Annotated in this window: 16 protein-coding genes and 1 other RNA gene; 9 read left to right on the top strand and 8 right to left on the bottom strand. The window is 72.3% G+C overall.

Translation table 11 applies throughout. The features are described 5' to 3' along the window. Nucleotides 1-119 precede the first annotated feature (119 nt). From OO68_RS11765 to OO68_RS45375, 5 genes are all read right to left on the bottom strand, one after another. Complete coding sequence (locus OO68_RS11765; protein ID WP_033308225.1) at nt 120-2381, bottom strand: bifunctional glycosyltransferase/CDP-glycerol:glycerophosphate glycerophosphotransferase; 2262 nt, start codon at nt 2379-2381, stop codon at nt 120-122. Between the two features lie 142 nt (nt 2382-2523). Next, nucleotides 2524-3384 (bottom strand): carbohydrate ABC transporter permease, encoded by an 861-nt coding sequence (locus OO68_RS11760; protein WP_033308224.1) that lies wholly within the window; start codon nt 3382-3384, stop codon nt 2524-2526. A gap of 91 nt (nt 3385-3475) precedes the next feature. Then, nucleotides 3476-4822, bottom strand: coding sequence for a carbohydrate ABC transporter permease (locus tag OO68_RS11755; protein ID WP_033308223.1), 1347 nt, complete (start codon nt 4820-4822; stop codon nt 3476-3478). 4 nt (nt 4823-4826) lie between these two features. After that, entirely contained in the window at nt 4827-6239 is a 1413-nt protein-coding gene (locus OO68_RS11750) for an ABC transporter substrate-binding protein (RefSeq protein ID WP_033308222.1), read from the bottom strand. Between the two features lie 176 nt (nt 6240-6415). Next, a complete protein-coding gene (locus OO68_RS45375; protein WP_043458201.1) occupies nt 6416-10825 on the bottom strand; it encodes an FtsK/SpoIIIE domain-containing protein in 4410 nt (1469 codons plus the stop codon). A gap of 362 nt (nt 10826-11187) precedes the next feature. On the opposite strand from OO68_RS45375, the gene OO68_RS11740 reads away from it, so the two are divergent. The 4 genes from OO68_RS11740 to OO68_RS11725 all read left to right on the top strand — a co-directional run bounded on the left by OO68_RS11740 (nt 11188) and on the right by OO68_RS11725 (nt 16601). Next, nucleotides 11188-12885, top strand: a complete 1698-nt coding sequence (locus tag OO68_RS11740) for a serine/threonine-protein kinase (protein WP_033308221.1) — start codon at nt 11188-11190, stop codon at nt 12883-12885. Nucleotides 12886-13007: 122 nt separating this feature from the next. Next, on the top strand, nt 13008-14249 hold the full coding sequence (locus tag OO68_RS11735; RefSeq protein ID WP_033308220.1) for a serine/threonine-protein kinase: 1242 nt from the start codon (nt 13008-13010) through the stop codon (nt 14247-14249). 305 nt (nt 14250-14554) lie between these two features. Further along, nucleotides 14555-15658, top strand: a complete 1104-nt coding sequence (prfB, locus tag OO68_RS11730; protein WP_033308219.1) for a peptide chain release factor 2 — start codon at nt 14555-14557, stop codon at nt 15656-15658. A gap of 289 nt (nt 15659-15947) precedes the next feature. Further along, nucleotides 15948-16601 (top strand): hypothetical protein, encoded by a 654-nt coding sequence (locus tag OO68_RS11725; protein ID WP_033308218.1) that lies wholly within the window; start codon nt 15948-15950, stop codon nt 16599-16601. A 106-nt stretch (nt 16602-16707) separates the two neighbouring features. Here the strand turns inward: OO68_RS11725 and OO68_RS11720 are convergent, their stop codons facing one another. Next, nucleotides 16708-16899 carry a hypothetical protein gene (locus OO68_RS11720; RefSeq protein ID WP_033308217.1) on the bottom strand — a complete coding sequence of 64 codons (192 nt, stop codon included), beginning with the start codon at nt 16897-16899 and terminating at the stop codon, nt 16708-16710. A gap of 256 nt (nt 16900-17155) precedes the next feature. Here OO68_RS11720 and ftsE point away from each other — a divergent pair, with 256 nt between their 5' ends. The 5 genes from ftsE to ssrA all read left to right on the top strand — a co-directional run bounded on the left by ftsE (nt 17156) and on the right by ssrA (nt 21058). Continuing rightward, nucleotides 17156-17845 (top strand): cell division ATP-binding protein FtsE, encoded by a 690-nt coding sequence (gene ftsE, locus OO68_RS11715; protein ID WP_003990615.1) that lies wholly within the window; start codon nt 17156-17158, stop codon nt 17843-17845. A 40-nt stretch (nt 17846-17885) separates the two neighbouring features. Further along, nucleotides 17886-18803, top strand: a complete 918-nt coding sequence (ftsX, locus tag OO68_RS11710) for a permease-like cell division protein FtsX (RefSeq protein WP_033308216.1) — start codon at nt 17886-17888, stop codon at nt 18801-18803. A gap of 68 nt (nt 18804-18871) precedes the next feature. Further along, on the top strand, nt 18872-20041 hold the full coding sequence (locus tag OO68_RS11705) for a S41 family peptidase (protein ID WP_167345883.1): 1170 nt from the start codon (nt 18872-18874) through the stop codon (nt 20039-20041). A gap of 46 nt (nt 20042-20087) precedes the next feature. After that, the gene (gene smpB, locus OO68_RS11700) at nt 20088-20570 is read left to right on the top strand and encodes an SsrA-binding protein SmpB (protein WP_033308214.1); all 483 of its coding nucleotides are present in this window, start codon (nt 20088-20090) and stop codon (nt 20568-20570) included. A gap of 99 nt (nt 20571-20669) precedes the next feature. Beyond that, nucleotides 20670-21058: a transfer-messenger RNA gene (ssrA, locus tag OO68_RS43450) on the top strand. Between the two features lie 48 nt (nt 21059-21106). Here the strand turns inward: ssrA and OO68_RS11695 are convergent. Both OO68_RS11695 and yicI read right to left on the bottom strand, forming a co-directional pair. Then, nucleotides 21107-22114, bottom strand: a complete 1008-nt coding sequence (locus OO68_RS11695) for a LacI family DNA-binding transcriptional regulator (protein ID WP_033308213.1) — start codon at nt 22112-22114, stop codon at nt 21107-21109. Further along, nucleotides 22114-24363 (bottom strand): alpha-xylosidase, encoded by a 2250-nt coding sequence (yicI, locus tag OO68_RS11690; RefSeq protein WP_033308212.1) that lies wholly within the window; start codon nt 24361-24363, stop codon nt 22114-22116. Before yicI ends, OO68_RS11695 begins: the two co-directional genes overlap by 1 nt. Nucleotides 24364-24404: the final 41 nt, after the last annotated feature.

The following is a 24404-nucleotide window of genomic DNA, read 5'->3' as shown; positions in this document are numbered from 1 at the left end:
CCGTCTCACCCGGCGCGCGGGCGTCCCGGCCGCCCGGACGGGCGCCAGGAGGACGGCCGGCCGGGTGCCGGCCGGGACGGGCTGGAGGGCATGCGGACTCCCCGGAGTGAGAACCGTGGTCAGAGGCTGTCGGCGACGGCGTGCGGACCGGCCGGCAACGGCACCGTGGTGAGCGGTTCACGCGTCAGCGAGGCCGCCGCCGAGGGCACCGGGCGGCGCTCGCCGAGCGGCACGACCGGCGGCAGCTCCGCCTCGCCGAGGACGACCCGGCGCACCACCCGCTCGGCGGCCCGGCCGTCGTCGTAGGTGCAGAACCGCTCGCGGAACGCAGCCCGCAGCTGGGCCGAGCGGGAGCCGCGCCAGTGGCCCGTGGCGAAGATGTCGATCAGCTCGTCCTCCCCGCGAGCGACCGCGCCCGGCGGGAAGTCACGCAGGTCGAAATAGGTGCCGCGGGCCGCGTCGTACGCCTCCCAGTCGTCGGCGTGGACCACGATCGGCCGGTCCAGGTTGGCGTAGTCGAACATCAGCGACGAGTAGTCCGTGACCAGGGCGTCCGACGCCAGGCAGAGCGACTCGACGCTCGGGTGTCCGGAGACGTCGACGACCCGGCCGCAGGTGCTGGTCAGCGGGGCGTCGTAGGCGTGGTGGGCGCGGGCCAGGACGACGAAGCGCGGGCCGAGGCGGCGCACGATCCGCTGGAGGTCGAGGGCGTGGCGCTGGGAGCGCCGGTAGTCGCGGTGGGTCGGCGCGTACAGGATCGCCACCGAGCCGCGGGGGATGCCCAATGAGGCGCGCAGCCGGGCCACGTCCGCCGGGGTCGCCGTCCGGAACACGTCGTTGCGGGGGTAGCCGTACTCCAGAGTGGTGTAGCGGCCGGGGTGGACCCGCTCGTTCGTCAGCGTGGTGTGGCGGTTGGCGGACAGCACGTAGTCCCAGCGGTCGACGTCCTTCAGCAGCCGCGTGAAGTCCCGGCCGCGGGCCGCCGCCGGACGCTCCTGGAGGTCGAGGCCGAGGTGGCCGAGCGGGGTGCCGTGCCCGGTCTGGATCAGGACCTGCCCGCGGCGCTTGGCCAGCCCGTCGTCGAAGCCGGTGTTGCTGACCAGGTAGCGGGAGCGGGCGAGGGCCGTCCAGTAGGCGGCCGTCCCGGGGACGAGACGGCGCGGGCCGGGCGGGATGGTGTGGTGGTGCTCGCGGCGGGCGATCCACGCCGTGCGGATGTGCGGCGCGAGCTCGCGGAACGCGGCCTCCAGCGCACCCGGGTTGCAGCCGTGGCCGCGGCCGTCGTAGGCGGCGAAGACGGCGCGGTCGGCGCGCAGCGGCAGACAGCGCTGCACGCGGTAGTGGGTGCGCAGGACCGCCGACCGCAGGCCCCGCAGCAGCGTTCCGGCGGTCCTCGCCGCGGCGCGGTGCAGGGCGGAGGCCAGCTGGAGGGTGCGGTAGGTGCGGTGCAGGCCGAAGCGGATCAGGACGTGGTGGATGCGGCACCGCAGGGGGACGGGCACGCCGGGGGTGCGGTAGCGGCGGTAGTGGGCGCGGGCCCGGCGCAGGAAGTCGGCGCGCGAATCCCGGGGCAGCCGGTCCCGCCGGGAGTACACGATCGCCAGGTGGTGCACCATGCGGCGGAACAGCACCGGCCGCCACTGGGCCAGCCCGGGGCGCTCGTCGAGGAACGCGAAGACCCGGTCGTACTGCTCGAAGACGTCGAAGTGCCGCTCGCTGGTGGTGCGCAGGATGCTGCCCTGGCGCCGCTGCCGGTAGTGCACGCAGACCCGGTCGAGGGTCGCGATCGACTCGGCGGTCATCAGCACCGGGTACGTCCACGGCGTGTCCTCGTAGACGCCGGGCGGGAAGACGAAGCCCTCGCGCTCGACGAACTCCCGCCGGTAGGCCTTGTTCCAGGCGACCATCAGCAGCCGCAGCAGCCCCGGCCGGTCCTCCAGCCGGAACGGCGCCGGGCCCTGCTCGGTGAGCTGCAGGGCCGCCTGGTTGCGGATCGCCTCACCCGTCCAGTAGGTGCGCGCGTAGTCGAAGACCAGCACGTCCGGCTCGCCGGTCTCCTTCAGCCGGTCGGCGATCGACCGCAGCGCGTCGGGTGTGAGGGTGTCGTCGCTGTCGAGGAACAGCAGGTAGTCGCCGCTCGCGTGCGCCACCCCGGCGTTTCTCGCGCGGCCCAGGCCCACGTTCTGAGGCAGGTGGACGGGGCGCACGCGCGTGTCGCGGGCGGCGAACTCGTCGATGATCGCGCCGCACGCGTCCGGCGAGCAGTCGTCGACGACGATCAGTTCCAGATCGGGACAGGACTGGGAGAGCACCGATTCGAGGCACTCGTGCAGGTACGCCTGAACCTGGTACGCGGGGACAATGACACTGAACCTGGGCAAGAGGCCATCCATCGGTCGGCGCGGGCGTTCGGCCCGGGAACGGCCGCTGGGCCGGCTTGGTTACGGTGGCTACGGCATCCGGGGGAACGCGGAAGAGGCGGACCGCCCCCGGCCCGCCCCTTCAACTGCGCTGTTCTGAGGGCTACTTGACCGCGCCCGCCATGACGCCGGACACGAACTGCCGCTGGAACGCGAAGAAGACGGCCAGCGGGACCACCATCGAGATGAACGCGCCGGGTGCCAGCACGTCGATGTTGTTGCCGAACTGCCGTACCTGGGTCTGGAGGGCGACCGTGATCGGCTGGCTCCCGGAGTCCGAGAAGATCAGCGCGACCAGCATGTCGTTCCACACCCACAGGAACTGGAAGATGCCGAGTGCGGCGATCGCCGGACCGCCGAGGGGCATGACGACACGGAAGAACAGGCGCAGTTCGCCCGCCCCGTCGAGCCGTGCCGCCTCCAGCAGTTCTCTCGGGATCTCCGCGAAGAAGTTCCGCAGCAGGAACACCGCGAACGGCAGACCGAAACCGACGTGGAAGAGCACCACGCCGAGCACCGAGCCGAAGATGCCGATGGTGCCGAAGAGTTCGGCGATCGGGATCAGCGCCACCTGCACGGGCACGACCAGCAGACCGACCACGCCGAGGAACCACCAGTCCCGGCCCGGGAATTCCATCCAGGCGAAGGCGTAGCCCGCCAGCGAGCCGATGATCACGACCAGCAGGGTCGCCGGCACGGTGATCCAGACCGTGTTCAGCAGGGAGCTGGTGATGTCGTCGTTCTCCAGCAGCTTCGCGTAGCTGTCGAAGGTGATCTGCGAAGGCTCGCTGAACACCTTCCACCAGCCGCTGGCCGAGATGTCCTCCGGCGCACGGAGGCTGGACAGCAGCAGCCCGATCGTCGGCACCAGCCAGAACAGTCCGACGACGATGAGGAAGACCCGCAGCACCCCGCCGCCGACCGCCTCGACGAGCCGCGATCCCAGCGACTGCTTGGCGTTCATCGCCGCACCTCCCGCCGCAGCCTGCGTACGTTACTGCGCCTTCCCGGGGGATAACCCCCGGACCCCCAGCCGAGGGAAGGCCGGGCCGCCTTCATCGCCGCACCTCCCGCCGCAGCCTGCGTACGTTGAACCACATCACCGGGATCACGAGCAGCAGCAGGAACACCGAGATGGCGCTGGCGATGCCCGGCTGGTCCTCGGAGAAGCCCTTGCGGTACAGCTCCAGGGCGAGGACGTTGGCGTCGTCCTGGGAGGAGCCGGGGGCGATGATGAAGACCAGGTCGAAGATCTTCAGCACGTTGATCATCAGGGTGACGGTGACGACCGCCAGGACCGGCGCCAGCAGCGGCACCGTGACCCGTCTGAACACCTGCCACTCACTCGCGCCGTCGACCCGGGCCGCCTCCAGCAGTTCCCGGGGCACGCTCGCGAGCCCGGCCGCGATCAGCACCATCGCGAAGCCCGCCCACATCCAGATGTACGAGCCGATGATGGCCGGGGTGACCAGGGACGGGCCGAGCCAGTCCAGGCCGTTGTAGGGCTCCTTGAAGTTGCTCGCGGGGAGCCGGAGCTGGGCCCCGTCGGCCGAGGCCGGAAGCGTGAAGGTGCCGTCGTCGGCGGCCGTCGCCGACGCCACCACCCTGCCGTCCTTCACGGCCTCGATCTTCATCCCGGCATAACCCAGTTCGGAGGAGTCGACGCTGTTGAGCGTGCCGACGCCCTTGCCGCGCGTGAAGTCCTGCCAGGTCGTGCCCGTGACCTTGTCCGGCTCGGGCTTCGGCGCGACGGCCGTCTTCGCGCCGTCGGGCATCAGGTCGGGCGCCACACCCACCAGGGGCAGCGAGACCGCCTCGCCCGTGCGGACGGGCGACGTGGTGACGAACGCGCCGCCGCCGGCCGGTTTCAGCGGCGACTCCCGGCCCGGGTGGGCCTTCGGGAACGCCGACGCCTGGGAGAACGTGTCGTGCACGCCCACCCACACCGCGTTCGCGAAGCCCTTGTCCGGGTCCTGGTCGTACACCAGGCGGAAGATGATGCCCGCCGCCAGCATCGAGATCGCCATCGGCATGAAGACGACCAGCTTGAAGGCCGTACCCCAGCGCACCCGTTCGGTCAGCACCGCGAAGATCAGGCCGAGCGCCGTCGCGACCGTCGGCGCGAACACCACCCAGATGATGTTGTTCTTCAGCGCGGTGCGGATGCCCTCGTCGGTGAAGAGGGCCTGGTAGTTGTCTATTCCGGCAAAGCCGTCACCGGACTGGTCGTAGAAACTGCGTACGACCGAGTACCCGATCGGGTACACCACGAGCGCGCCGAGCAGGACGAGCGCGGGCAGCAGGAACAGCGCCGCGACGGTCCTGCGGGTGCCGGTCACACTCTTGCGCGACTTGGGAGCGGCAGGGGGCTTGGTGCCCCCTGCCGCCGGAACCGACGTCATGACGTCAGTTCCCGTAGGCCGCTGCCGCTTCGGCCTCCAGCTTCGCCTGCGTCCCCGCGATGTCCTTCGGGTTCTTCAGGAAGTCCTGGAGGATCTTCCACTCGCCCTTGCCGGGCGTACCGCCGAAGGCCTGCGGGGCCTGGTCGGACATGTCGAAGCGGAAGTCGTCACCGGCGTCGATGAGCGCCTTGGCGATCTTCTGCTGCACCGCGTTCGGATAGTCGGAGTTCGGCACGTTCTTGTTGGGCGAGAGGTACCCGCCCAGCTTGGCCTGGATCGACGCCGCGTCCGGGGAGGCGAGCCAGGTGGCCAGGGCCTGCGACCCCTTCGAGTCCTCCAGGATCACGGCCGCGTCGCCGCCCGAGACCACCGGTCCGTTGTCACCGACCGCGGGGAACGGGAACACCTTCGCGTCCGTGCCGATCTTCATACCGGAGGGGATGTTGACCTGCGCGAAGTCGCCGGCGGCCACCATGGCGGCCTTGGGCTGGTCCCCGCCGGTGAACACCTGGGTGACGGACGCCGGGAAGTCGGTCTGCAACGCCCCGTTCGCCCCGCCCGCGATCCAGTCCGGCTTGCCCCAGACCTGCGCGAGCGTGGTCAGCGCGTCCTTCACGGACGGGTCCGTCCACTTGATCTCGTGCTTGGCCAGCTGGTCGTACTTCTCCGGCCCGGCCTGGGAGAGGTACACGTTCTCGAACCAGTCGGTCAGCGTCCAGCCCTCGGCGCCGCCGACGGAGAACGGGGTGACGCCGGAGTCGAAGACCGTCTGCGCGGTGTTGAGCAGATCCGGCCAGGTCTCGGGCTCACTCGCCCCGGCGTTCTCGAAGACCTGGTTGTTGTACCAGATCAGGGACTTGTTGGCGGCCTTGTAGTAGACGCCGTACTGTTTGCCGCCCACCTTGCCGATGTCCTGCCAGCCCTGCGAGTAGTTCTCGCCGAGCTCCTTGGCGGCCTCGGAGCCCAGCGGCTTGGCCCAGCCCTTGTCGACGGCCTGCTTGATGGCGCCGGGCTGCGGCAGCATCGCGATGTCCGGCGGCTGCCCGCCGGCCACCTTGGAACCGATGAAGTTGATGATCGGGTCCTGCGCGGGCACGAACGTGACCTTGGCGCCCGTGCGCTTCTCGAACTCCTGCAGGACCTTCTTGAAGTTGGCCTGTTCGGTGCCGCTCCACACGGCGGCGACCTCCAGGCTCGTCCCGTCCAGCTTCGGAAGGGTGACGTCGTTGGTGGTCTGGTCGGTGTCGCCCGTGCTTCCACCGCTGCCGTCGTCGCTGCTTCCGCAGGCGGACAGCGAGAGCGCCAGGGCTCCCGCGGCGACGGCGGCCGCCGTCCTGGCGGCTCTGCGGTGCTGGGGGGTCGCCGTGTCCCGCTTGGGCGACCAGCGTGTCCGGATGGTGCTGCTCGTCATGCGCATGACTGCCCCGTTCTTCGTTCCTCGTCGAACGTCGAGCGCGCTCCCGTGCGATCTGGTCTACGCCCGGGTGTGCGGGGGCGGCAAGATGGCGTCGGCTGTCAAGCGGGGGATCGTGACTCCCTCGTGACCAGGGCCGCGGCCCATGACGCCGGGGTGGGGCCGGCAGCAGTCTCCGGCTACAGCAGCGACGGCACCTTCGCCGCCGCGACCTCCCGCGCCGCCCTTTCCAGCGCGCTGGCCAACAGTGCCAGGTCGGTCGGGCCGTTTCCGAGTTCCCGCACCGGACGCCGGGCCGGAGGGTCACCCATGCGGTGCCATTCCAGGGGGACGACCGTGGGGCGCAGCGTCGCCGTCCGGGGGATCCGGCCGGTGACCCGGCCGCCCTGGAACGGGGTGACCCGCCCGTCCGCACCGGTCAGCCTGCCCCGCCCGGGCGCGGGCTCCTCCGGGCCTGGGGCCGGGGCGTCGAGCGCGACACGCAGCGTGGCCCGGCGCGCCGGTTCCGTCTCCGCCGTCCGGGGGCACGGGCCGGTGGCCGCCACCAGATGGACGCCGAGCCGCTCGCCCTCCTTGGCCACGGCCTCCAGCGCCCGCATCACCGACCCGGCGGCGGGCCGGCCGGTCGAGCCGAGCGCCGGGGAGACCAGCGCGTCCAGGTCGTCGACGACCACGACGAGCCGGGGAAGCGGGGGCGCGGCCGCCTCCGTCTGCCGCCGGGCCGCTCCGGGCCGCAGCCGAATGGTGGAACTGGCCGGCGAGTCGAGGTCGCCGGACCCTGCCGCCGCGGCCGCCTCGGCCTGGGCACCGCCCCGGCCCGCAGCCGTGCGCTGGGCGACCATACGGCCCGACAGCTCGCGCCCGGTGTGCCATTCGGCGAAGTCGGAGCGCCCGAGCAGCTCGGCACGCCGCTTCAGCTCGGCGCTCAGGGACTGCGCGAACTCCCGCATCCGGACCGGGTCGTGGGCCATGAGCAGCGTGGTGACGTGCGGTACGTCCGTACACACCCGCAGGCCCTCGCCGTGCCCGCCGCCCGGGCCGCCCCGGCCGTCGACCAGCACGATGCCGAGGCGGTCCGGCCGCTCGGCGGCGGCCAGCGACGCGACGATCGCCCGCAGCAGCTCCGTACGGCCGCTGCCCGGCGGGCCCTCGATCAGCAGATGCGGCCCGTGGACCGCGAGGTCCGCGCAGACCGGCCCGCGCGGGCCGGCGCCCAGCACCGCACGCACCCGCCCGCCCAGCGCGTCGGCGTCGTCGGCCGCGTCCGCCCAGCGCGCCATCAGCGACGCCGGGGTGGCCCGGGCCAGGCCCAGCTCGTCCAGCAGGCGGGCCGCCTGCGGCAGCGGTGCGGAGACGCGCGGCTGGCGCTCGCTCGCCGGCCCGTCCGTCCGCAGCGGCGCCAGCGCCCGCGCGAACCGCTCGGCCCAGGCCGGGGAGACGGCGTCGACGGTGGCGATGGTGCCGTGCCCGACCGGCCCGGCCGGTGTGCCGTCACCGCCGGCCCGGGCCACCCGCATCAGCCGCAGGGCCGTCGCCACGTCCCCGCTGAGCAGTGCGACCGCGCCGCACTGCCGGAACGTCGGCGCCACCGAACAGGCCGCCTCGTACGTCTCCGTCACCGGCGAGGCCGGGGAGGCGGCGGCCGTCTCGGCCAGGCAGACCACGTGTATCCCGGCCCGGGGGCCCTCCAGCGCCAGCCGCGCGACCGCTGCGCGCAGGTCGGCGCCGCCGGGGTCGCCGTCGACGACCACGACCGTGTACGGACCGGGGAAACCGGCTGTCGCGTCGGTACCGGAGGCGTCGTCCTGCACCCACGAGGGGCGGCGGGGGGCCGGGACGGTCCCGGCGGGGGAGGGGACGGCACCGGTGGGCTGTGCGCCGCACCCCGTGGCCGCGTCCGCCAGGTGGTCCTCCAGGCGGCGTGTGAGTTCGTCGGTGCGGGCTGCGGCCTGCTCGCGGTCGAGGGCCAGCAGCAGCCGGCAGTCCTGCCCGTGCCCCGGGCGCACGTGCGGCAGCCAGCCCAGCCAGGACCACTCGGCGGTGCGCTCCTCAAGAGGGCGGGAGCGGTCCGCGGCGATCAGGACGACCTCCAGCGTGTCCGGCGAGTGCAGCGCGGTGAGCTGGGCCAGCACGGCCCGCGTCAGGCCGGCCAGCCGCGCCCGCGGTCCCGCCAGTCCCAGTGCGCCGACCTCGCGCAGCCCGGCGGTCACGGGGACGGCGGGCAGCAGGCCCGAGCCGTCGGGCGCCGCCCGGTCGGCCGTACCGAGGCGCACGGCGAGCGCCTCCGGGTGGCCGGGGCCGCGCTCCCACAGCCGGGGCCCGGGCCCCAGGGCCGTGAGCAGCAGTGTGGCCGGGTCCGGCCAGGTCTCCGGCGCGGCCGGCACGACGACCGGGTGCTGCTCCGCCACCACGGCGGCCGGAGCGTCCTCGTACGCCTCGCGCGGCTCCGCCGCCTGCTCACCACGCCCTCCGGCCAGCCGCCGGGCCCATGCCCCGAGCCCGCCGCGCTTGCGGGTACCCGGGGGTACGTCGGTGCCGCGCAGGGGAGTGCCTTTGCGCCCGCGCCCGGCACGCTGGTCCGCCAGGGCCGGGTCGTCGGTACTGGGGGGAGCGGCAGGCCCGTCCTCGCCCCAGGGGTGCGGGCCGGCTCCGTCCGCCCGACCGGTGTCGTACGCCGTGGCGCCGGAACGACCCGCGTGCGTGTCTCCGCCGCCGCTCGGGGGCCGCCCCGCATCGCGCTGCCGTACGGCGTCGGCCGGGGCTCCGGGAGAGGCCGGGGGTGTGGAACCGTGAGCGGTGCCGTGCTGCCGGGTACGCGTTCCGTGCGTTCCGGAGGAGGTCTGCTCGGCCCCGGCGGGCCCGGGCCGTGATCCTCCGCCGCCCGTCTGCCGACGGGCCCCGCTTCCGGTGCCCCCGGGCGGCACCTCACTCCAGCCGTCCCCCGCATGGGCCGCGCCCCCCGGGCCCGGGTAGGGGACCTCGCTCCGACGGCTGCCGGAGGGGGCTTCGCTTCGGTTGTCCGGGGTTGATACGTCGTTCCGGCGGTTCGCGGAGGGGGCTTCGCCCCGGCTGTCCGGGTGCGGTGCCTTGCTCCGGCGGTCGCCTGAGGGGGCTTCGCCTCGGCTGCCCGGGTGCGGCACCTCGTTCCGGCGGTCGCCTGAGGGGGCCTCGCCCCAATTGCCCACGGTGAGCGTGTCGTCTCGGTGGCTGCCGGAGGGGGCTTCGCCCTGGCCGTATCCGGTGGGCAGGTCGCTCCGGCGGTCCCCCGCGCGGGCAGCGCCGCCCGAGCCCGGCGCCGGCACGTCACTCCGGCGGCCCGCCGAGGACGCATCGTCACGGCCGCCCCGGGCGGGCACCTCACTCCGGCGGTCACCCGACGGGGCTTCGCCCCTGCCGTCCGCGGTGGCCATGTCGTTCCGGTAGCTCCCGGACGGTGTTTCTCCCCGGTGGCCCGGGGCGGGCACCTCACTCCGGCGGCTCCCGAAGGGGTCCTCGCTCCGACTGCCCGGGGGCGGCACGTCGCGCCGGTGGCCCCCCGCGCGGGCAGCGTCCCCCGTGCCCGGCGGCGGCACCTCGCTTCCGGAGGGCGCGTCACCCCGGCTGCCCGGGGGCGGCACCTCGCTCCGGCGGTCACCCGACAGGGCTTCACTCCCGCTGCCGGCAAGACGGGCACCGCTGCCCCCCGGCCGGGCACCGCTGCCCTGCTCCCACTGCCGCGGCGCCTCGGACGCCGCCCCCGCACCCCCGCTCTCGATCCGCGGCGCCCCGCCCTGCCCCGGCACCACGGCCGGATCAGCCGAGCCGCGCCCGGAGGCACTGGGCGTGCCCCAGGCCGCCGAGCCGTAGGCGTGATGCGTGGGACCCGAAGGGCCGGCCGGCCCCGGATCCGCCACGGAAGGGGAGGAGGGGGACACCTCTCCCTCCCCGGCGGGGGCGGCCACGCGCACGTGTCCCTCGCCGTCCGGCGTCGTCTCCACCCGGCCCCCCGGCCCCCCGGCCGGGACCAGCCGCAGCGCCGACTCGCCGATCCGCAGCAGCGCACCCGGCGCGAAAGGGACCACCCGGGTGCCGACCCGCGCGCCGTTCACCGTCGTGCCGTTCGTGGAGTCCAGGTCGGCGACCGCGACGCGGCCGTCCGCACCCACCGTCACCGCGCAGTGCAGCCGGGAGACGTCCGGGTCGTCGAGCGGCACGTCGGCGTCGGCGGAGCGGCCGATGCGGATCTCGCCGCCGTGCAGCAGATGGACGCCGCCGGCGTCGGGGCCGGCCACGACCTGGAGCTGGGCCGGGGCGTCGTCCAGCTCGGGGTGCGGCTCCGGCTCGCCGGGCGTGCCGACGGACAGCACGGCACCGTCGGTCAGCGGGGGCTCGCCCAGCGTGCAGCGCTGCGCGTCCAGCCGCTGCTCCCCGGCGTACAGCACGGGCGTGCCCGAGCCGTCACCGCCTGAGACCACCTGGACGAGCGCCGACGCCACCGCGGCGAGCGCCGTACCGGCGGGGGCGGTGACCAGTACGTCGCTGCGCGGGGCGCGGTCCAGCGCCGGCGCCGACGGGCCCAGCGGATCTACGACGGTCAGCCGGATCTGCATCGCCGTCAGCGGTCCCTTCTGCCCGGGCGCGGAGTCCCCCACCCCGCCCCAGCACGTCGGCCAGTACTGCCAGCATCCTCGCACCTGCCACTGACAGCGCGCCCCTCGCTCCGGAAAAGGTGATCTTGATTGGTCGGCTCTGCCCGCAAAAGTGCCTGAGAGATGACCCACAGGCGACCTCTTGAGATCAGTCACGTTCGTTCCCGGCAACCACAAGACCGAGGTGAGCGTCTTTCCTTCGAACGAGTGTGAGGGCCGCTACGTAAGACCCACAGAAAGACGACACTCCGGTCCTCGGTCCCCCGGCACTACAGTGGGTCGGACAGGCCAGCAGGCAAGGCAAGCACCAGGGAGCGCATGACGTGCGGCCGGTAGGCAGCAAGTACTTGCTCGAGGAGCCGCTCGGACGCGGCGCCACGGGCACCGTCTGGCGAGCCCGCCAGCGCGAGACCGCGGGCGCCGAGGCGGCCGTGCCGGGGCAGCCCGGCGAGACCGTCGCGATCAAGGTCCTCAAGGAGGAGCTGGCCGGCGATCCGGACATCGTCATGCGGTTCCTCCGTGAGCGCTCCGTCCTGCTCCGGCTGACCCACCCGAACATCGTCCGGGTCCGCGACCTGGTGGTCGAGGGTGAGCTGCTGGCGCTGGTCATGGACCTCGTCGAGGGTCCCGACCTGCACCGCTACCTCCGCGAGAACGGGCCGTTCACCCCGGTCGCCGCGACCCTGCTCACCGCCCAGATCGCCGACGCGCTCGCCGCCAGCCATGCCGACGGCGTCGTGCACCGCGACCTCAAGCCGGCCAACGTCCTGCTCCAGCAGTACGACGGGCAGATGCACCCGCTGCTGACCGACTTCGGCATCGCCCGCCTGGCCGACTCCCCGGGGCTGACCCGCACCCAGGAGTTCGTCGGCACGCCCGCCTACGTCGCCCCCGAGTCCGCCGAGGGCCGTCCGCAGACCTCCGCCGTCGACATCTACGGCGCCGGCATCCTGCTGTACGAGCTGGTCACCGGCCGCCCGCCGTTCTCCGGCGGCTCCGCCCTGGAAGTGCTGCACCAGCACCTGAGCGCCGAGCCGCGCCGCCCGTCCACCGTCCCCGACCCGCTGTGGACGGTCATCGAGCGCTGCCTGCGCAAGAACCCCGACGAGCGGCCCAGCGCCGTGAACCTCGCCCGCGGCCTGCGTGTCGTCGCCGAGGGCATCGGGGTGCACGCGAACTCCGCGCAGATCGCCGCCGCCGAGGGCGTCGGCATGCTCCTCGTGCCCGACCCGGCCCCCGCGCCGGTGCCGGACACGCCCGGCGCGGCCGACCCGACGCAGGTCCTCCCGCAGGGCGCCGGCTCGTACGACCCGAACGCCGCGACCAGCGTCATGCCGCACACCGGCGGCCCCGCCGGCGCCGCCGACCCCACCGCCGTCATGAACCACCGGGGCGCGGCCGACCCGACCGCCGTCATGCCGCCGGTCCCGCCGGGCTCGCCCGGCCACCCCGGTCAGCAGGGGCAGCAGGGCGGCCCCGAGGACCCGCACCCCTGGCAGAACCAGCTGCGGGCGGCCCGTGACCGCAACGAGCAGACGCAGGTCCAGTACCTCGACCCCGGCCAGGACCCGCTGCGCCGCCGCCCCCAGCGCCAGGTGGCCCGGCCCCAGCAGCAGCCCCCGCGCCGCCAGGCACCCCCGCCCGGCCCCGGCTACGGCCACCCGCAGCAGCAGCAACCCCAGCAGTACGCCCCGCAGCCCCAGCGGCCCCAGCCGCCGCAGCGCTACGCCCCGCCCGCGCCGCCGCCCCAGCCCCAGCAGCCCCAGCAGCCGCAGCGCGAACCCCGGCAGCCGCGGCAGCGCAGCGCCAACCCGATGCGGATTCCCGGCCTCGGCTGCCTGAAGGGCTGCCTCTTCACGATCGTCATCCTGTTCGTCGCGGGCTGGCTGATCTGGGAACTGAGCCCGCTCCAGGACTGGATCGGCACCACCAAGGGCTACTGGGACCAGCTCACCGACTGGTTCGGCACCGTGACCGGCTGGTTCGAGAAGCTCGGCGGGGGCGGTTCAGGCACGAACTGACCGGAACCACCCCGCGGGGTTGGTGATTTGTCGACACCCGGTGGGTGATTTCGGCTACCACGGTGAAGGTTGGCTCTCCGGCCGCGTAGTTTTAGCGACAACACGCGTCGGTAGGAGCAGCCTTGGCACGGAAGATCGGCAGCCGGTACACCGCCCACCAGATCCTGGGGCGGGGCAGCGCCGGCACGGTGTGGCTGGGCGAGGGGCCGGAAGGCCCTGTCGCCATCAAGCTGCTGCGCGAGGACCTGGCGTCCGACCAGGAACTCGTCGGGCGCTTCGTGCAGGAGCGCACCGCGCTGCTCGGCCTGGAGCACCCGCACGTCGTCTCGGTGCGCGACCTGGTCGTCGACGGCAACGACCTGGCGCTCGTCATGGACCTCGTCCGCGGCACGGACCTGCGCACCCGCCTCGACCGTGACCGGCGCCTGGCCCCGGAGGCGGCCGTCGCCATCGCGGCCGACGTCGCCGACGGACTGGCGGCCGCGCACGCCGCCGGCGTCGTGCACCGTGACGTCAAACCGGAGAACGTCCTCCTCGACATGCAGGGCCCGCTCGGCCCAGGCGGCTCGCACCGCGCGCTGCTGACCGACTTCGGCGTGGCGAAGCTCATCGACACCCCGCGCCGTACCAAGGCCACGAAGATCATCGGCACTCCGGACTACCTCGCCCCGGAGATCGTCGAGGGCCTGCCCCCGCGCGCGTCCGTCGACATCTACGCGCTCGCCACCGTCCTGTACGAGCTGCTGGCGGGCTTCACCCCCTTCGGCGGCGGCCACCCCGGCGCGGTCCTGCGCCGGCACGTCACGGAGACCGTCGTCCCGCTGCCCGGCATCCCGGATGAGCTGTGGCAACTGCTGGTGCAGTGCCTGGCCAAGGCCCCGGCCTCGCGGCTGCGGGCCTCGGAGCTCGGCGCCCGGCTGCGCGAGCTGCTGCCGCTGCTGGCGGGCATGCCCCCGCTGGAGGTCGACGAGCCGGACACCGAGTCCGCCGAGGACTCCGACCGCGAGGAACAGCCCGCCGGACCGGCCCCGGAGCGGATCCGGCGGCGGGGCGCGGTCCCGCTGGTGCCGGGCGCGAAGCCGGCCGACTCCAACCGCGACACCCACACCTCGATGCGCGTCCCCGCCCCCGACGAGCTGGCCGGGGGTGCCCACGGCACGGCCCGGGCCCCGCGCACCGCGGGCACCCCCCGCCCCGGCTCGGCCCGCAACCGCGCCGCGGCCCGGCGCCGCCGGGTGGCTCTGGGAGCGGGCGCGGTCGCCCTCGCGGCGGCGATCGGCGTCGGCGCCTGGCTGACCACGTCGGACGACGACGGCGGCGCACCTCCCCAGGACACGAAGAACTCCGCCCCGCAGACCCCCTGAGCCGCCGTCCGCCCAGGGTCCCGGGGCGATGTGCCGCAGGAGCCGCCGCGGGACACGGATGCTCCGCCCCCGGACGGCCCCGGCGCGCCGCGGACCACAGCGCGCCGGCCGGTTCGGTGGCCGGGCGTCGGCTCTTCCCGCGGCGCGCGGCCGGTTCGCCGTCGGGCCCGCAGCCTGCCGGGCAGGCCGTCGCGGGACGCCGGGGTCCTCTCGCCCCCAGCACGGATGACCGCCCGGGCGCCCCGGCGCTCCTGGTCCGGGCCGCCCGGGCATGGCCGCCGGGCGGAGCCGTTACGCTGGAGGGCGTGGCAGTCGTCGACGTATCCGAAGAGCTCAAGTCCCTCTCCTCGACCATGGAGTCGATCGAGGCCGTTCTGGACCTCGACAAGATGAGGGCAGACATCGCCGTGCTCGAGGAGCAGGCGGCCGTGCCGTCCCTCTGGGACAACCCCGATGAGGCGCAGAAGATCACCAGCAAGCTGTCCCACCTCCAGGCCGAGGTGCGCAAGGCCGAGGCCCTGCGCGGTCGCATCGACGACCTGGGCGTCCTCTTCGAGATGGCCGAGGAGGAGGACGACCCGGACACCCGCGCCGAGGCCGAGTCCGAGCTCACCGCCGTGAAGAAGGCGCTGGACGAGATGGAGGTCCGCACCCTCCTCTCCGGCGAGTACGACTCCCGTGAGGCCCTGGTGAACATCCGCGCCGAGGCCGGTGGCGTCGACGCCGCCGACTTCGCCGAGAAGCTCCAGCGCATGTACTTGCGCTGGGCCGAGCAGCGCGGCTACAAGACCGAGATCTACGAGACCTCGTACGCGGAAGAGGCCGGCATCAAGTCGACCACCTTCGCCGTCCAGGCGCCCTACGCGTACGGCACGCTCTCCGTCGAGCAGGGCACGCACCGGCTCGTGCGCATCTCGCCCTTCGACAACCAGGGCCGGCGGCAGACGTCCTTCGCGGGCGTCGAGATCCTGCCCGTGGTCGAGCAGACCGACCACATCGAGATCGACGAGTCCGAACTGCGCGTGGACGTGTACCGCTCGTCCGGCCCCGGCGGCCAGGGCGTCAACACCACCGACTCCGCGGTGCGGCTGACCCACCTCCCCACCGGCATCGTCGTCTCCTGTCAGAACGAGCGGTCGCAGATCCAGAACAAGGCGACCGCCATGAACGTGCTCCAGGCGAAGCTGCTGGAGCGGCAGCGCCAGGAGGAGCGGGCCAAGATGGACGCCCTCAAGGACGGCGGCAGTTCCTGGGGCAACCAGATGCGTTCTTACGTCCTGCACCCGTACCAGATGGTCAAGGACCTGCGCACCGAGTTTGAGGTCGGCAACCCCGAGGCGGTGTTCAACGGCGAGATCGACGGCTTCATCGAGGCCGGAATTCGCTGGCGCAAGCAGCAGGAGAAGTAAGTTTGTCGATAAGGCAACTGCCGCCATAGAGGCGGCAGTTGCCTTTTCCGTACCCCATGTCCGGGTTTTACATCACACTCACGCCCTCAGACTCCCGGCATAGCCCCCGTAGTTGGACATGGCGGCCGCAAACGGCCTTGACGTGTTCTTGAAAAATGGGAAGGGTAAAGCGCGGCATGCGTGTCTCTGGGGCGCATGTGAACCGGGGCGCCTTTCACCGCAGTTGTCCCCGTCGAGCACAGCCCCGAGCGCTGCCTAATGACGATGAGCTACTGGGGGTAGCAACCACATGACGAAGAAGACGCGGATCCGTGTCGCGCGGATAGCGGCCGGTGCCGTGATCGCCGCCGGCGCCTCGCTGACCGCCGCCGGTGCGGCATCCGCTCTCGACCTGGGCGTGAGCGTCGGCCTCGGCGACACCAGTGTCGGCGTCGGCGTGAGCGCCGGCGACGAGGACCCGACGGACCCGCCGACCGAGCTCCCGACGGACCCGCCGACGGACCTCCCGACGGACCCGCCCACGGACCTCCCGACGGACCCGCCGTCGACCGAGGAGCCCACGGACGAGCCGACCGAGCCCACCGACGAGCCCACCGAGCCCACCGAGGACCCGACCGACGTCCCGTCCGACCCGGGCAACGGGAACGGCGGCGGCAACGGCAACGGCAACGGCAACGGTGGCAGCATCGGCGACGGCAACAACGCCGACCCCGACGGCGGCACCTCGCCGCAGGAGGAGGGCTCCTCCTCCCTCACCGAGATCGGCTCGGACTCCACCCCGGCCTCGCAGGCCCAGGCCCAGGGCAACGGCCAGGAGCTCGCCGAGACGGGTGCCGCGCAGACCACCTTCCTGGTGATCGGCGCCGCCACGATGATCGCCGGCGGTGTCGGCTTCCGTCTGCTGCCCCGCCTCGCGGGCGGCCGCGGCGGCGCTGCCGCCTGACGGTAGCCGCAGCCGTACGGACCGTACGCACAGTGACACCACCGAGGGCCCGGAGCGAAACGCTCCGGGCCCTCGGCCATGCCTGGGAGGGGGGCTGCCTACCGCCTTAAGCGGTCTGGTGCGCCAGCAGGGCCACCGCGGCGATCAGCACCGTCAGCAGTGCGATCAGAGCCATCGGATTCATGCCCGCGAAGAAGTTCTCCTGCTGCATCCGCTCACGGTTCGCGCGGCACACGGCGCAGCGGCCCTCGTTCACGGGGGACGCGCAGTTCGCGCACACCAGCCGGTCGTACGTCATGCGCTTGCCCTCCTTGCGCCGGTTCCACGTGTCCAACGTCCGTGGGGGTGGGAATGTTCCCCCTCCACTTTGCCAGGTTCCGGCGGCCGTCGCGCGGCTGAGCATTTTCTGCGGTTGCTCGCACAGTCTCCCCGCGCCCCTCCGGGCTCGGCACAAAACGGCACATCCATGGCGCAACCACGGTCGGTGACTGCGATGCCCTACCCGGGTCGCGTATGGTCACGCTCATCTACCCCCGGCGACCCGTGGTGCATCCGTGATCCGATTCGACAATGTCTCCAAGGTCTACCCCAAGCAGACCCGCCCCGCCCTCAGGGATGTCTCCCTGGAGGTCGAGAAGGGCGAGTTCGTCTTCCTCGTGGGGTCCTCCGGCTCCGGAAAGTCCACCTTCCTGCGGCTGATCCTCCGCGAGGAGCGGTGCAGCCACGGACAGGTGCACGTTCTGGGCAAGGACCTCGCCCGCCTCTCCAACTGGAAGGTGCCGCAGATGCGGCGCCAGCTGGGGACGGTGTTCCAGGACTTCCGGCTGCTGCCGAACAAGACGGTCGGCGAGAACGTCGCCTTCGCGCAGGAGGTCATCGGCAAGTCCCGCGGCGAGATCCGCAAGTCCGTGCCCCAGGTGCTCGACCTCGTCGGCCTCGGCGGCAAGGAGGACCGGATGCCCGGCGAGCTGTCCGGTGGTGAACAGCAGCGCGTCGCCATCGCACGGGCCTTCGTCAACCGGCCCAAGCTGCTCATCGCCGACGAGCCCACCGGCAACCTCGACCCGCAGACCTCCGTCGGCATCATGAAGCTGCTCGACCGCATCAACCGGACGGGCACGACCGTGGTGATGGCCACGCACGACCAGAACATCGTGGACCAGATGCGCAAGCGCGTCATCGAACTGGAGAAGGGCCGCCTCGTCCGCGACCAGGCCCGCGGTGTCTACGGCTACCAGCACTGATACCGCACCCGAGATCCACGGAAAGGCATAACCAGTCGCCATGCGCGCCCAGTTCGTCCTGTCGGAGATCGGTGTCGGTCTCCGCCGCAACCTGACGATGACCTTCGCCGTCGTCGTCTCCGTCGCCCTGTCGCTCGCCCTGTTCGGCGGGTCGCTCCTGATGAGCGACCAGGTCAACACGATGAAGGGCTACTGGTACGACAAGGTCAACGTCTCGATCTTCCTCTGCAACAAGAGCGACGCCGAGTCCGACCCCAACTGCGCCAAGGGTGCGGTGACCGACGACCAGAAGAAGCAGATCAAGGCCGACCTCGACAAGATGGACGTCGTCCAGGCGGTCACGTACGAGACGCAGGACCAGGCGTACAAGCACTACAAGGAGCAGTTCGGCGACTCCCCGCTCGCCAGCTCCCTCACGCCGGACCAGATGCAGGAGTCGTACCGCATCAAGCTGAAGGACCCGGAGAAGTACCAGGTCATCGCCACCGCCTTCAACGGCCGGGACGGCGTGCAGTCCGTGCAGGACCAGAAGGGCATCCTGGACAACCTCTTCAAGCTGCTGAACGGCATGAACTGGGCCGCCCGCGCGGTGATGGCCCTGATGCTGGTCGTCGCGCTGATGCTGATCGTCAACACCGTGCGCGTCTCCGCGTTCAGCCGCCGGCGTGAGACGGGCATCATGCGGCTGGTCGGTGCCTCCGGCTTCTACATCCAGGCGCCGTTCATCATGGAGGCCGCGGTCGCCGGGCTCATCGGCGGCACCCTCGCGTGCGGCTTCCTGCTGCTCGCCAGGTACTTCCTCATCGACCACGGACTCGCCCTGGCCGACCAGCTGACACTGATCAACTTCATCGGCTGGGACGCCGTCCTCACCAAGCTCCCGCTCATCCTCGCGACGAGCCTTCTGATGCCCGCGTTGGCCGCGTTCTTCGCGCTGCGCAAGTACTTGAAGGTGTGACGCATGCCAAGAGGGGCCGTGCGGTCAACCGACCGTACGGCCCTTCCGCTTGTCCTAGACTCACCGGCATGTCAGGTCGTGACCCGTTCTGTCAGCCCCGTCGCATCCGTCGCGGGGCCGCCCTGACGTTGGTGTTCGCGAGCGTGCTCGTCGCCGGCGCGGCCACGGGGGCATTGCCGCAGAGCCAGGCGAAGTCCGCCCCGGACGAGGCCCGTTCGGCCGGACCGGCCGGGCGTCACGCGGACGTCGCCCGGGCCGCAGAAGAGGCCATGGCCGACGGCAAGTCCCCGGTCCAGGCCGCGAAGCGCGCCGTCAGCCGCAGCGGCGACCGCTGGGCCGCCGTCTACTCCCGGGGCGAGTACGAGGAGTTCGAGGAGTCCCTCGACGGCCAGTACACCGGCGTCGGCCTGTGGGCCCGCAGCGAGCGGGACGGCCGTATCGAGGTGACGAGGGTGCGCGCCGGTTCGCCCGCCGCCACCGCCGGGATCCGCCCCGGGGACCTGCTGCGCAGCGTCGACGGCGAGAAGACCGACGGCCGGCCCGTCACGGAGGTCGTCTCCTTACTGCGCGGGGACGCCACCGACGCCCCCGCCGGCACCGCCGTCCGCCTCGGCCTGGAGCGCGGCGACCGCGCGTGGACCGAAACCCTGCGCCGGGCCCGGCTCTCCACGGACGCGGTGACCGTCCGGGAACTCGACGGCCGGGTGACCGTGATCAAGGTCGCCACCTTCACCAAGGACTCCGGCCACCAGGTCCGCGAAGCCGTAAGGCAGTCCCCGCCCGGCGCCGGAATCGTCCTCGACCTGCGCGGCAACCCCGGGGGCCTGGTCGGTGAGGCCGTGACCGCCGCCTCCGCCTTCCTCGACGGCGGCCTGGTCGCCACGTACGACGTCGACGGCCAGCAGCGCGCCCTGCATGCCGAGCCCGGCGGGGACACCACGAGACCCCTGGTCGCGCTCGTCGACGGCGGGACGATGAGCGCGGCCGAGCTCCTCACCGGCGCCGTACAGGACCGCGGGCGGGCGCTCGTGGTGGGCTCCCGCACCTTCGGCAAGGGCTCGGTCCAGATGCCGAGCGAGCTGCCCGACGGCTCCGTCGCGGAGCTGACCGTCGGGCACTACCGCACCCCCTCCGGCCGCGGGGTCGACGGCCGGGGCATCACGCCCGACCTGGAGACCGGCGAGGACGCCCTCCCCCGGGCCCAGGCCGTACTGCGCGGCCTCGCGAGCTCCTCGTAATCGACTTTCCGCATAGCCCCTCCGTAGTGCGAAAATGGTCGGCACTATGGCTAAGGAAAAAGGGCGCAAGCTGATCGCGCAGAACAAGAAGGCGCGGCACGACTACCTCGTCATCGACACCTACGAGGCCGGCCTGGTCCTCACCGGGACCGAGGTGAAGTCCCTGCGCCAGGGACGGGCGTCGCTGGTCGACGGCTTCGTGCAGCTCGACGGGAACGAGGCGTGGCTGCACAACGTGCACGTGCCGGAGTACAGCCAGGGCACGTGGACCAACCACAGCGCCCGGCGCAAGCGGAAGCTGCTGCTGCACCGCGCCGAGATCGACAAGCTGGAGTCGAAGTCGGGGGAGACGGGCCACACCATCGTGCCGCTCGCGCTGTACTTCAAGGACGGCCGGGCCAAGGTCGAGATCGCGCTGGCGAAGGGCAAGAAGGAGTACGACAAGCGTCAGGCGCTGCGGGAGAAGCAGGACCGCCGGGAGACCGACCGCGCGATCGCGGCGGTGAAGCGGAGGCAGCGCGGGGCGTAGGGAATACGCTGGCACCGACCTGCGTTGGTCACGTACGATGGTGCCTGCACCCCACAGCGGGTGCGCGCCCCTCTCCGGAGGGGATTGTCAACACAACATGGGGATGATCGGTTTCGACAGCGGCTGTCGAGGCAGGGGAAGCGTGTCGAGGAAGCGGCAATGATCTCGTAAACCATATGTCGCAAAAAATAATCGCCAATACCAAGCGCGATTCCCAGTCCTTCGCCCTCGCTGCCTGATAAGCAGTGACTGAAGGACCCTAAATGGGTGTCAGCCCGGGAGTGTTCCCGACCCGGATCCTGGCATAAGCTAGGGAACTAAACCATCGAGCCCGGTCACGGGGTTCGATGGGAAATCAAACAGTGACTGGGCCCGTCGGCGACTTGTTCGCGTGATCGCCGGGGCCGAGAAAATCGCAGCGAACTGCACACGGAGAAGCCCTGGTTCTGCACCGTTGGACGCGGGTTCGATTCCCGCCATCTCCACTCATCCCATGTGGGCAAAGGCCCCGCCGCTCATCTGCGGCGGGGCCTTTGTCATGCCGTCCGCCGTGCCGTGCTCGCCCTTTCCGTCAGCCGGGGCGGCAGCAGTGTCGTCTCCGGCACGGGGGTGCCGTGCAGCTTCCGTATCAGGAGGTCCACGGCGCACGCGCCCAGCTCCTCGGGAGGCAGGGCCACCGATGTGACCGGGACGCGGGGCGTCGTCGCCAGGTCGTCGGGGCAGACCGCGGTGACGGAGAGGTCGGCGGGGACCCGCAGGCCGAGGTCCTCGAAGGCGGTGATCAGAGGGGCCAGGAGAGGTTCGTTGTGGATGACCACGGCGGTGAGGGCGGGATGCTCGCGGAGCAGCCGTTCGGCGAGCCGGGGGGCCGCGGCGGGGTCGGGGTCACCCGGGTGGACGGACGTGGTGAGGCCGTGCCGGGCGGCTGCCGTGGTGAAGCCCTGCATGAGGTGGTGGGCGTAGGCCGTCCTGCGCAGGTAGACCTCCGGCGGTGAACCGACCAGGGCGACCGTGCGGTGACCCAGTCCCGCCAGGTGGTTCACACAGGCCTCGGCCGCCGCCCTGAAGTCGAGGTCCACACAGGTCAGGCCGCGCGGGTTCGCCGGCACGCCGATCAGGACCGACGGGCTGTCCAGGAAGCGGAGCCGGGAGAGGCGGGGGTCGTGCAGTTCGACGTCCGTCAGCAGCAGCCCGTCCACCGACGCCGTGCCCAGGGCGCGGCTCAGGCCCTCCTCGGCCTCCTCCTGGGTGAGGAGCAGCACGTCGTGGTCGTGCGCCCGGGCCGTCGTCACCACCGACACCGCCAGCCGCATCACCACCGGGGTGTGCACGCCGGGGCGCAGCGGCGCCGCCAGGGCCAGGACGTTCTGCCGGCCGCCGGCCGGGACGCGGGCGCCCGGGTGGGGGCGGTAGCCCAGGTCGCGGACGGCTGCCTCGACGCGCCGCCGGGTCGCGTCGGAGATCGGGCGCTTTCCGCTCAGCGCGTAGGAGACGGTGCTGGGGGAGACCCCGGCCCGTCGCGCCACGTCCGTGATCCTGACCATCAGCCGAGCTCCAGCGCGATCCGCTCCGTGCCCGGCGGGGCCTGGACCTCGCGGTCGCCGGCCGCCAGGCTCCAGGCGGCGGCCGGGGCGCCGCACGTCGCGTGCAGGGTGTCCCCCTCGCGGACGACCGTGAAAGTCACGTCTCCGACCGGCACCGTCACCTCGTCGCCGGGCCGAAGGCCGTACGCCCGCAGCGTCACCCCGTCGGCGTGGTCGTAGTCCGGCCGGTCGTCCCGCACGCCGACCGGGATCACCGCACCGGGCCGCACCAGCAGCGGCGCGCTCAGGAAGCCGTGACGTTCACGCACCCAGCGCGGGCCGGTCACCGTCTCGCCGGCCGGGAAGTGCGTCCAGGTGCCCTCGGGCACGTAGTACGTGACGTCGCCCTCGTCGTTGAACACCGGGGCGACCAGCAGGTCCGGGCCGAGCATGTACTGCCGTTCCAGGTGCGCGCACCCCGGGTCGTCCGGGAACTCCAGCACCATGGCCCGCATCATGGGCAGGCCCTCGGCGTGGGCAGCGCGGGCCGTCTCGTACAGGTAGGGCATGAGGCGGAGTTTCAGCCGGGTGAAGTGGCGGGCCACATCCACCGACTCCTCATCGAACTGCCAGGGGACCCGGTAGGAGTTGCTGCCGTGCAGGCGGCTGTGCGAGGAGAGCAGTCCGAAGGCCAGCCAGCGCTTGAACAGGGCCGGGGTCGGGGTGCCCTCGAAGCCGCCGATGTCATGGCTCCAGAAGCCGAATCCCGACAGGCCCAGCGACAGGCCGCCCCGCAGCGACTCCGCCATCGACTCGTACGTCGCCTCGCAGTCGCCGCCCCAGTGCACCGGGAACTGCTGGCTGCCCGCCGTCGCCGACCGTGCGAAGAGGACGGCCTCCTGCTCGCCCCGGTGCTTGCGCAGCACCTCGAAGACCGTGCGGTTGTACAGGTAGGTGTAGTAGTTGTGCATCCGCTCCGGGTCCGAGCCGTCGGACCAGACGACGTCGAGCGGCACCCGTTCGCCGAAGTCGGTCTTGAAGCAGTCGACGCCCTGCCCGAGCAGCGCCTCCAGCTTGCCGGCGTACCAGTCGCGGGCGGCCGGGGAGGTGAAGTCGACCAGGGCCATGCCGGGCTGCCACATGTCCCACTGCCAGACGCTGCCATCCGGCCGCCTCAGCAGGTGCCCGAGCGCCTTGCCCTCGGCGAACAGCGGGGAGCGCTGGGCGATGTACGGGTTGATCCAGACGGAGATTCGCAGGTCACGGGCGCTCAGCCGGGCCAGCATGCCCTCCGGGTCGGGGAAGACGCGGGGATCCCACCGGAAGTCGCACCAGTTGTACTCGCGCATCCAGAAGCAGTCGAAGTGGAAGACGGACAGCGGCAGTTCACGCTCCCGCATGCCGTCGATGAAGGACGTCACCGTGTCCTCGTCGTACGAGGTGGTGAAGGACGTCGACAGCCACAGGCCGAACGACCAGGCGGGCGGCAGGGCCGGGCGGCCGGTCAGGGCCGTGTACCTGCGCAGGATCTCCTTCGGGGTGGGGCCGTGAATGACGTAGTACGTCAGCTCCTGCGTCTCCGCGCTGAACTGCACCCGGGAGACCACCTCCGAGGCGACCTCGAAGGACACCTTGCCCGGGTGGTCGACGAAGACGCCGTAGCCCGCGTCCGTGAGGAAGAAGGGCACGTTCTTGTAGGCCTGTTCGCTGCACGTGCCGCCGTCGGCCTGCCAGATGTCGACGACCTGGCCGTTCTTCACCAGCGGGCCGAAGCGCTCACCGAGGCCGTAGACGGACGTGCCGACGTTCAGGACCAGCTGCTCGCGCAGGTGGTGCGCGCCGGAGGCGTCCGTCATGATGCCCGCGTTCCGGTGGCCGCTGCTGGTGAGCGTCCGGCCGTGCGCGAGGAACTCGACGTGCCACGGCCCGCCCCGGGCCAGCCGGACCGACAGGTCGCCGGAGGCCAGGGTCGCGTACTCGTCGTCGTACGAGATGTCCGCGGTGGTGTCCGACGCCGTGATCTCGAACGCGGGGCTGCGGGGCTCGCCGCCGGTGAAGTGCGTCAGCGTCAGGCCGATGACGCCGGGCATGGGGGTGTGCACCCTGACCGTGAGGACCGGGCCGGTCATCAGGTCGCCGCGCGAGCGGACGGGCCGGGTGGGCGCGTGGATCTCCAGGGCGCCGTCCGCCTCGGTGACGTCGAGGACCTGGGCCGGGTGGGCCGCGGTGACGCCCTCACGCAGGAGCCAGTAGCCGTCGGTGAACTTCATGTGGGGGTCCCTATTCTCCCGGCGCATGACGTCGAAGCGCT

The organism is Streptomyces iakyrus, assembly GCF_000717055.1.
Lineage (GTDB): Bacteria > Actinomycetota > Actinomycetes > Streptomycetales > Streptomycetaceae > Streptomyces > Streptomyces iakyrus.
Note: the sequence above shows the minus strand (reverse complement) of the source record. Positions and strands in the feature narration are given on the sequence as shown.

Bases quoted from the DNA above. Each gene is read 5' to 3' on its own strand.
- OO68_RS11695 (WP_033308213.1), bottom strand. From the start codon at position 22,114: ATGGTCAGGATCACGGACGTGGCGCGACGGGCCGGGGTCTCCCCCAGC.
- yicI (WP_033308212.1), bottom strand. From the start codon at position 24,363: ATGAAGTTCACCGACGGCTACTGGCTCCTGCGTGAGGGCGTCACCGCG.
- ftsX (WP_033308216.1), top strand. From the start codon at position 17,886: ATGCGCGCCCAGTTCGTCCTGTCGGAGATCGGTGTCGGTCTCCGCCGC.
- smpB (WP_033308214.1), top strand. From the start codon at position 20,088: ATGGCTAAGGAAAAAGGGCGCAAGCTGATCGCGCAGAACAAGAAGGCG.
- OO68_RS11705 (WP_167345883.1), top strand. From the start codon at position 18,872: ATGTCAGGTCGTGACCCGTTCTGTCAGCCCCGTCGCATCCGTCGCGGG.
- OO68_RS11720 (WP_033308217.1), bottom strand. From the start codon at position 16,899: ATGACGTACGACCGGCTGGTGTGCGCGAACTGCGCGTCCCCCGTGAAC.
- OO68_RS11725 (WP_033308218.1), top strand. From the start codon at position 15,948: ATGACGAAGAAGACGCGGATCCGTGTCGCGCGGATAGCGGCCGGTGCC.
- OO68_RS11750 (WP_033308222.1), bottom strand. From the start codon at position 6,239: ATGCGCATGACGAGCAGCACCATCCGGACACGCTGGTCGCCCAAGCGG.
- OO68_RS11755 (WP_033308223.1), bottom strand. From the start codon at position 4,822: ATGACGTCGGTTCCGGCGGCAGGGGGCACCAAGCCCCCTGCCGCTCCC.
- OO68_RS11760 (WP_033308224.1), bottom strand. From the start codon at position 3,384: ATGAACGCCAAGCAGTCGCTGGGATCGCGGCTCGTCGAGGCGGTCGGC.
- OO68_RS45375 (WP_043458201.1), bottom strand. From the start codon at position 10,825: ATGCAGATCCGGCTGACCGTCGTAGATCCGCTGGGCCCGTCGGCGCCG.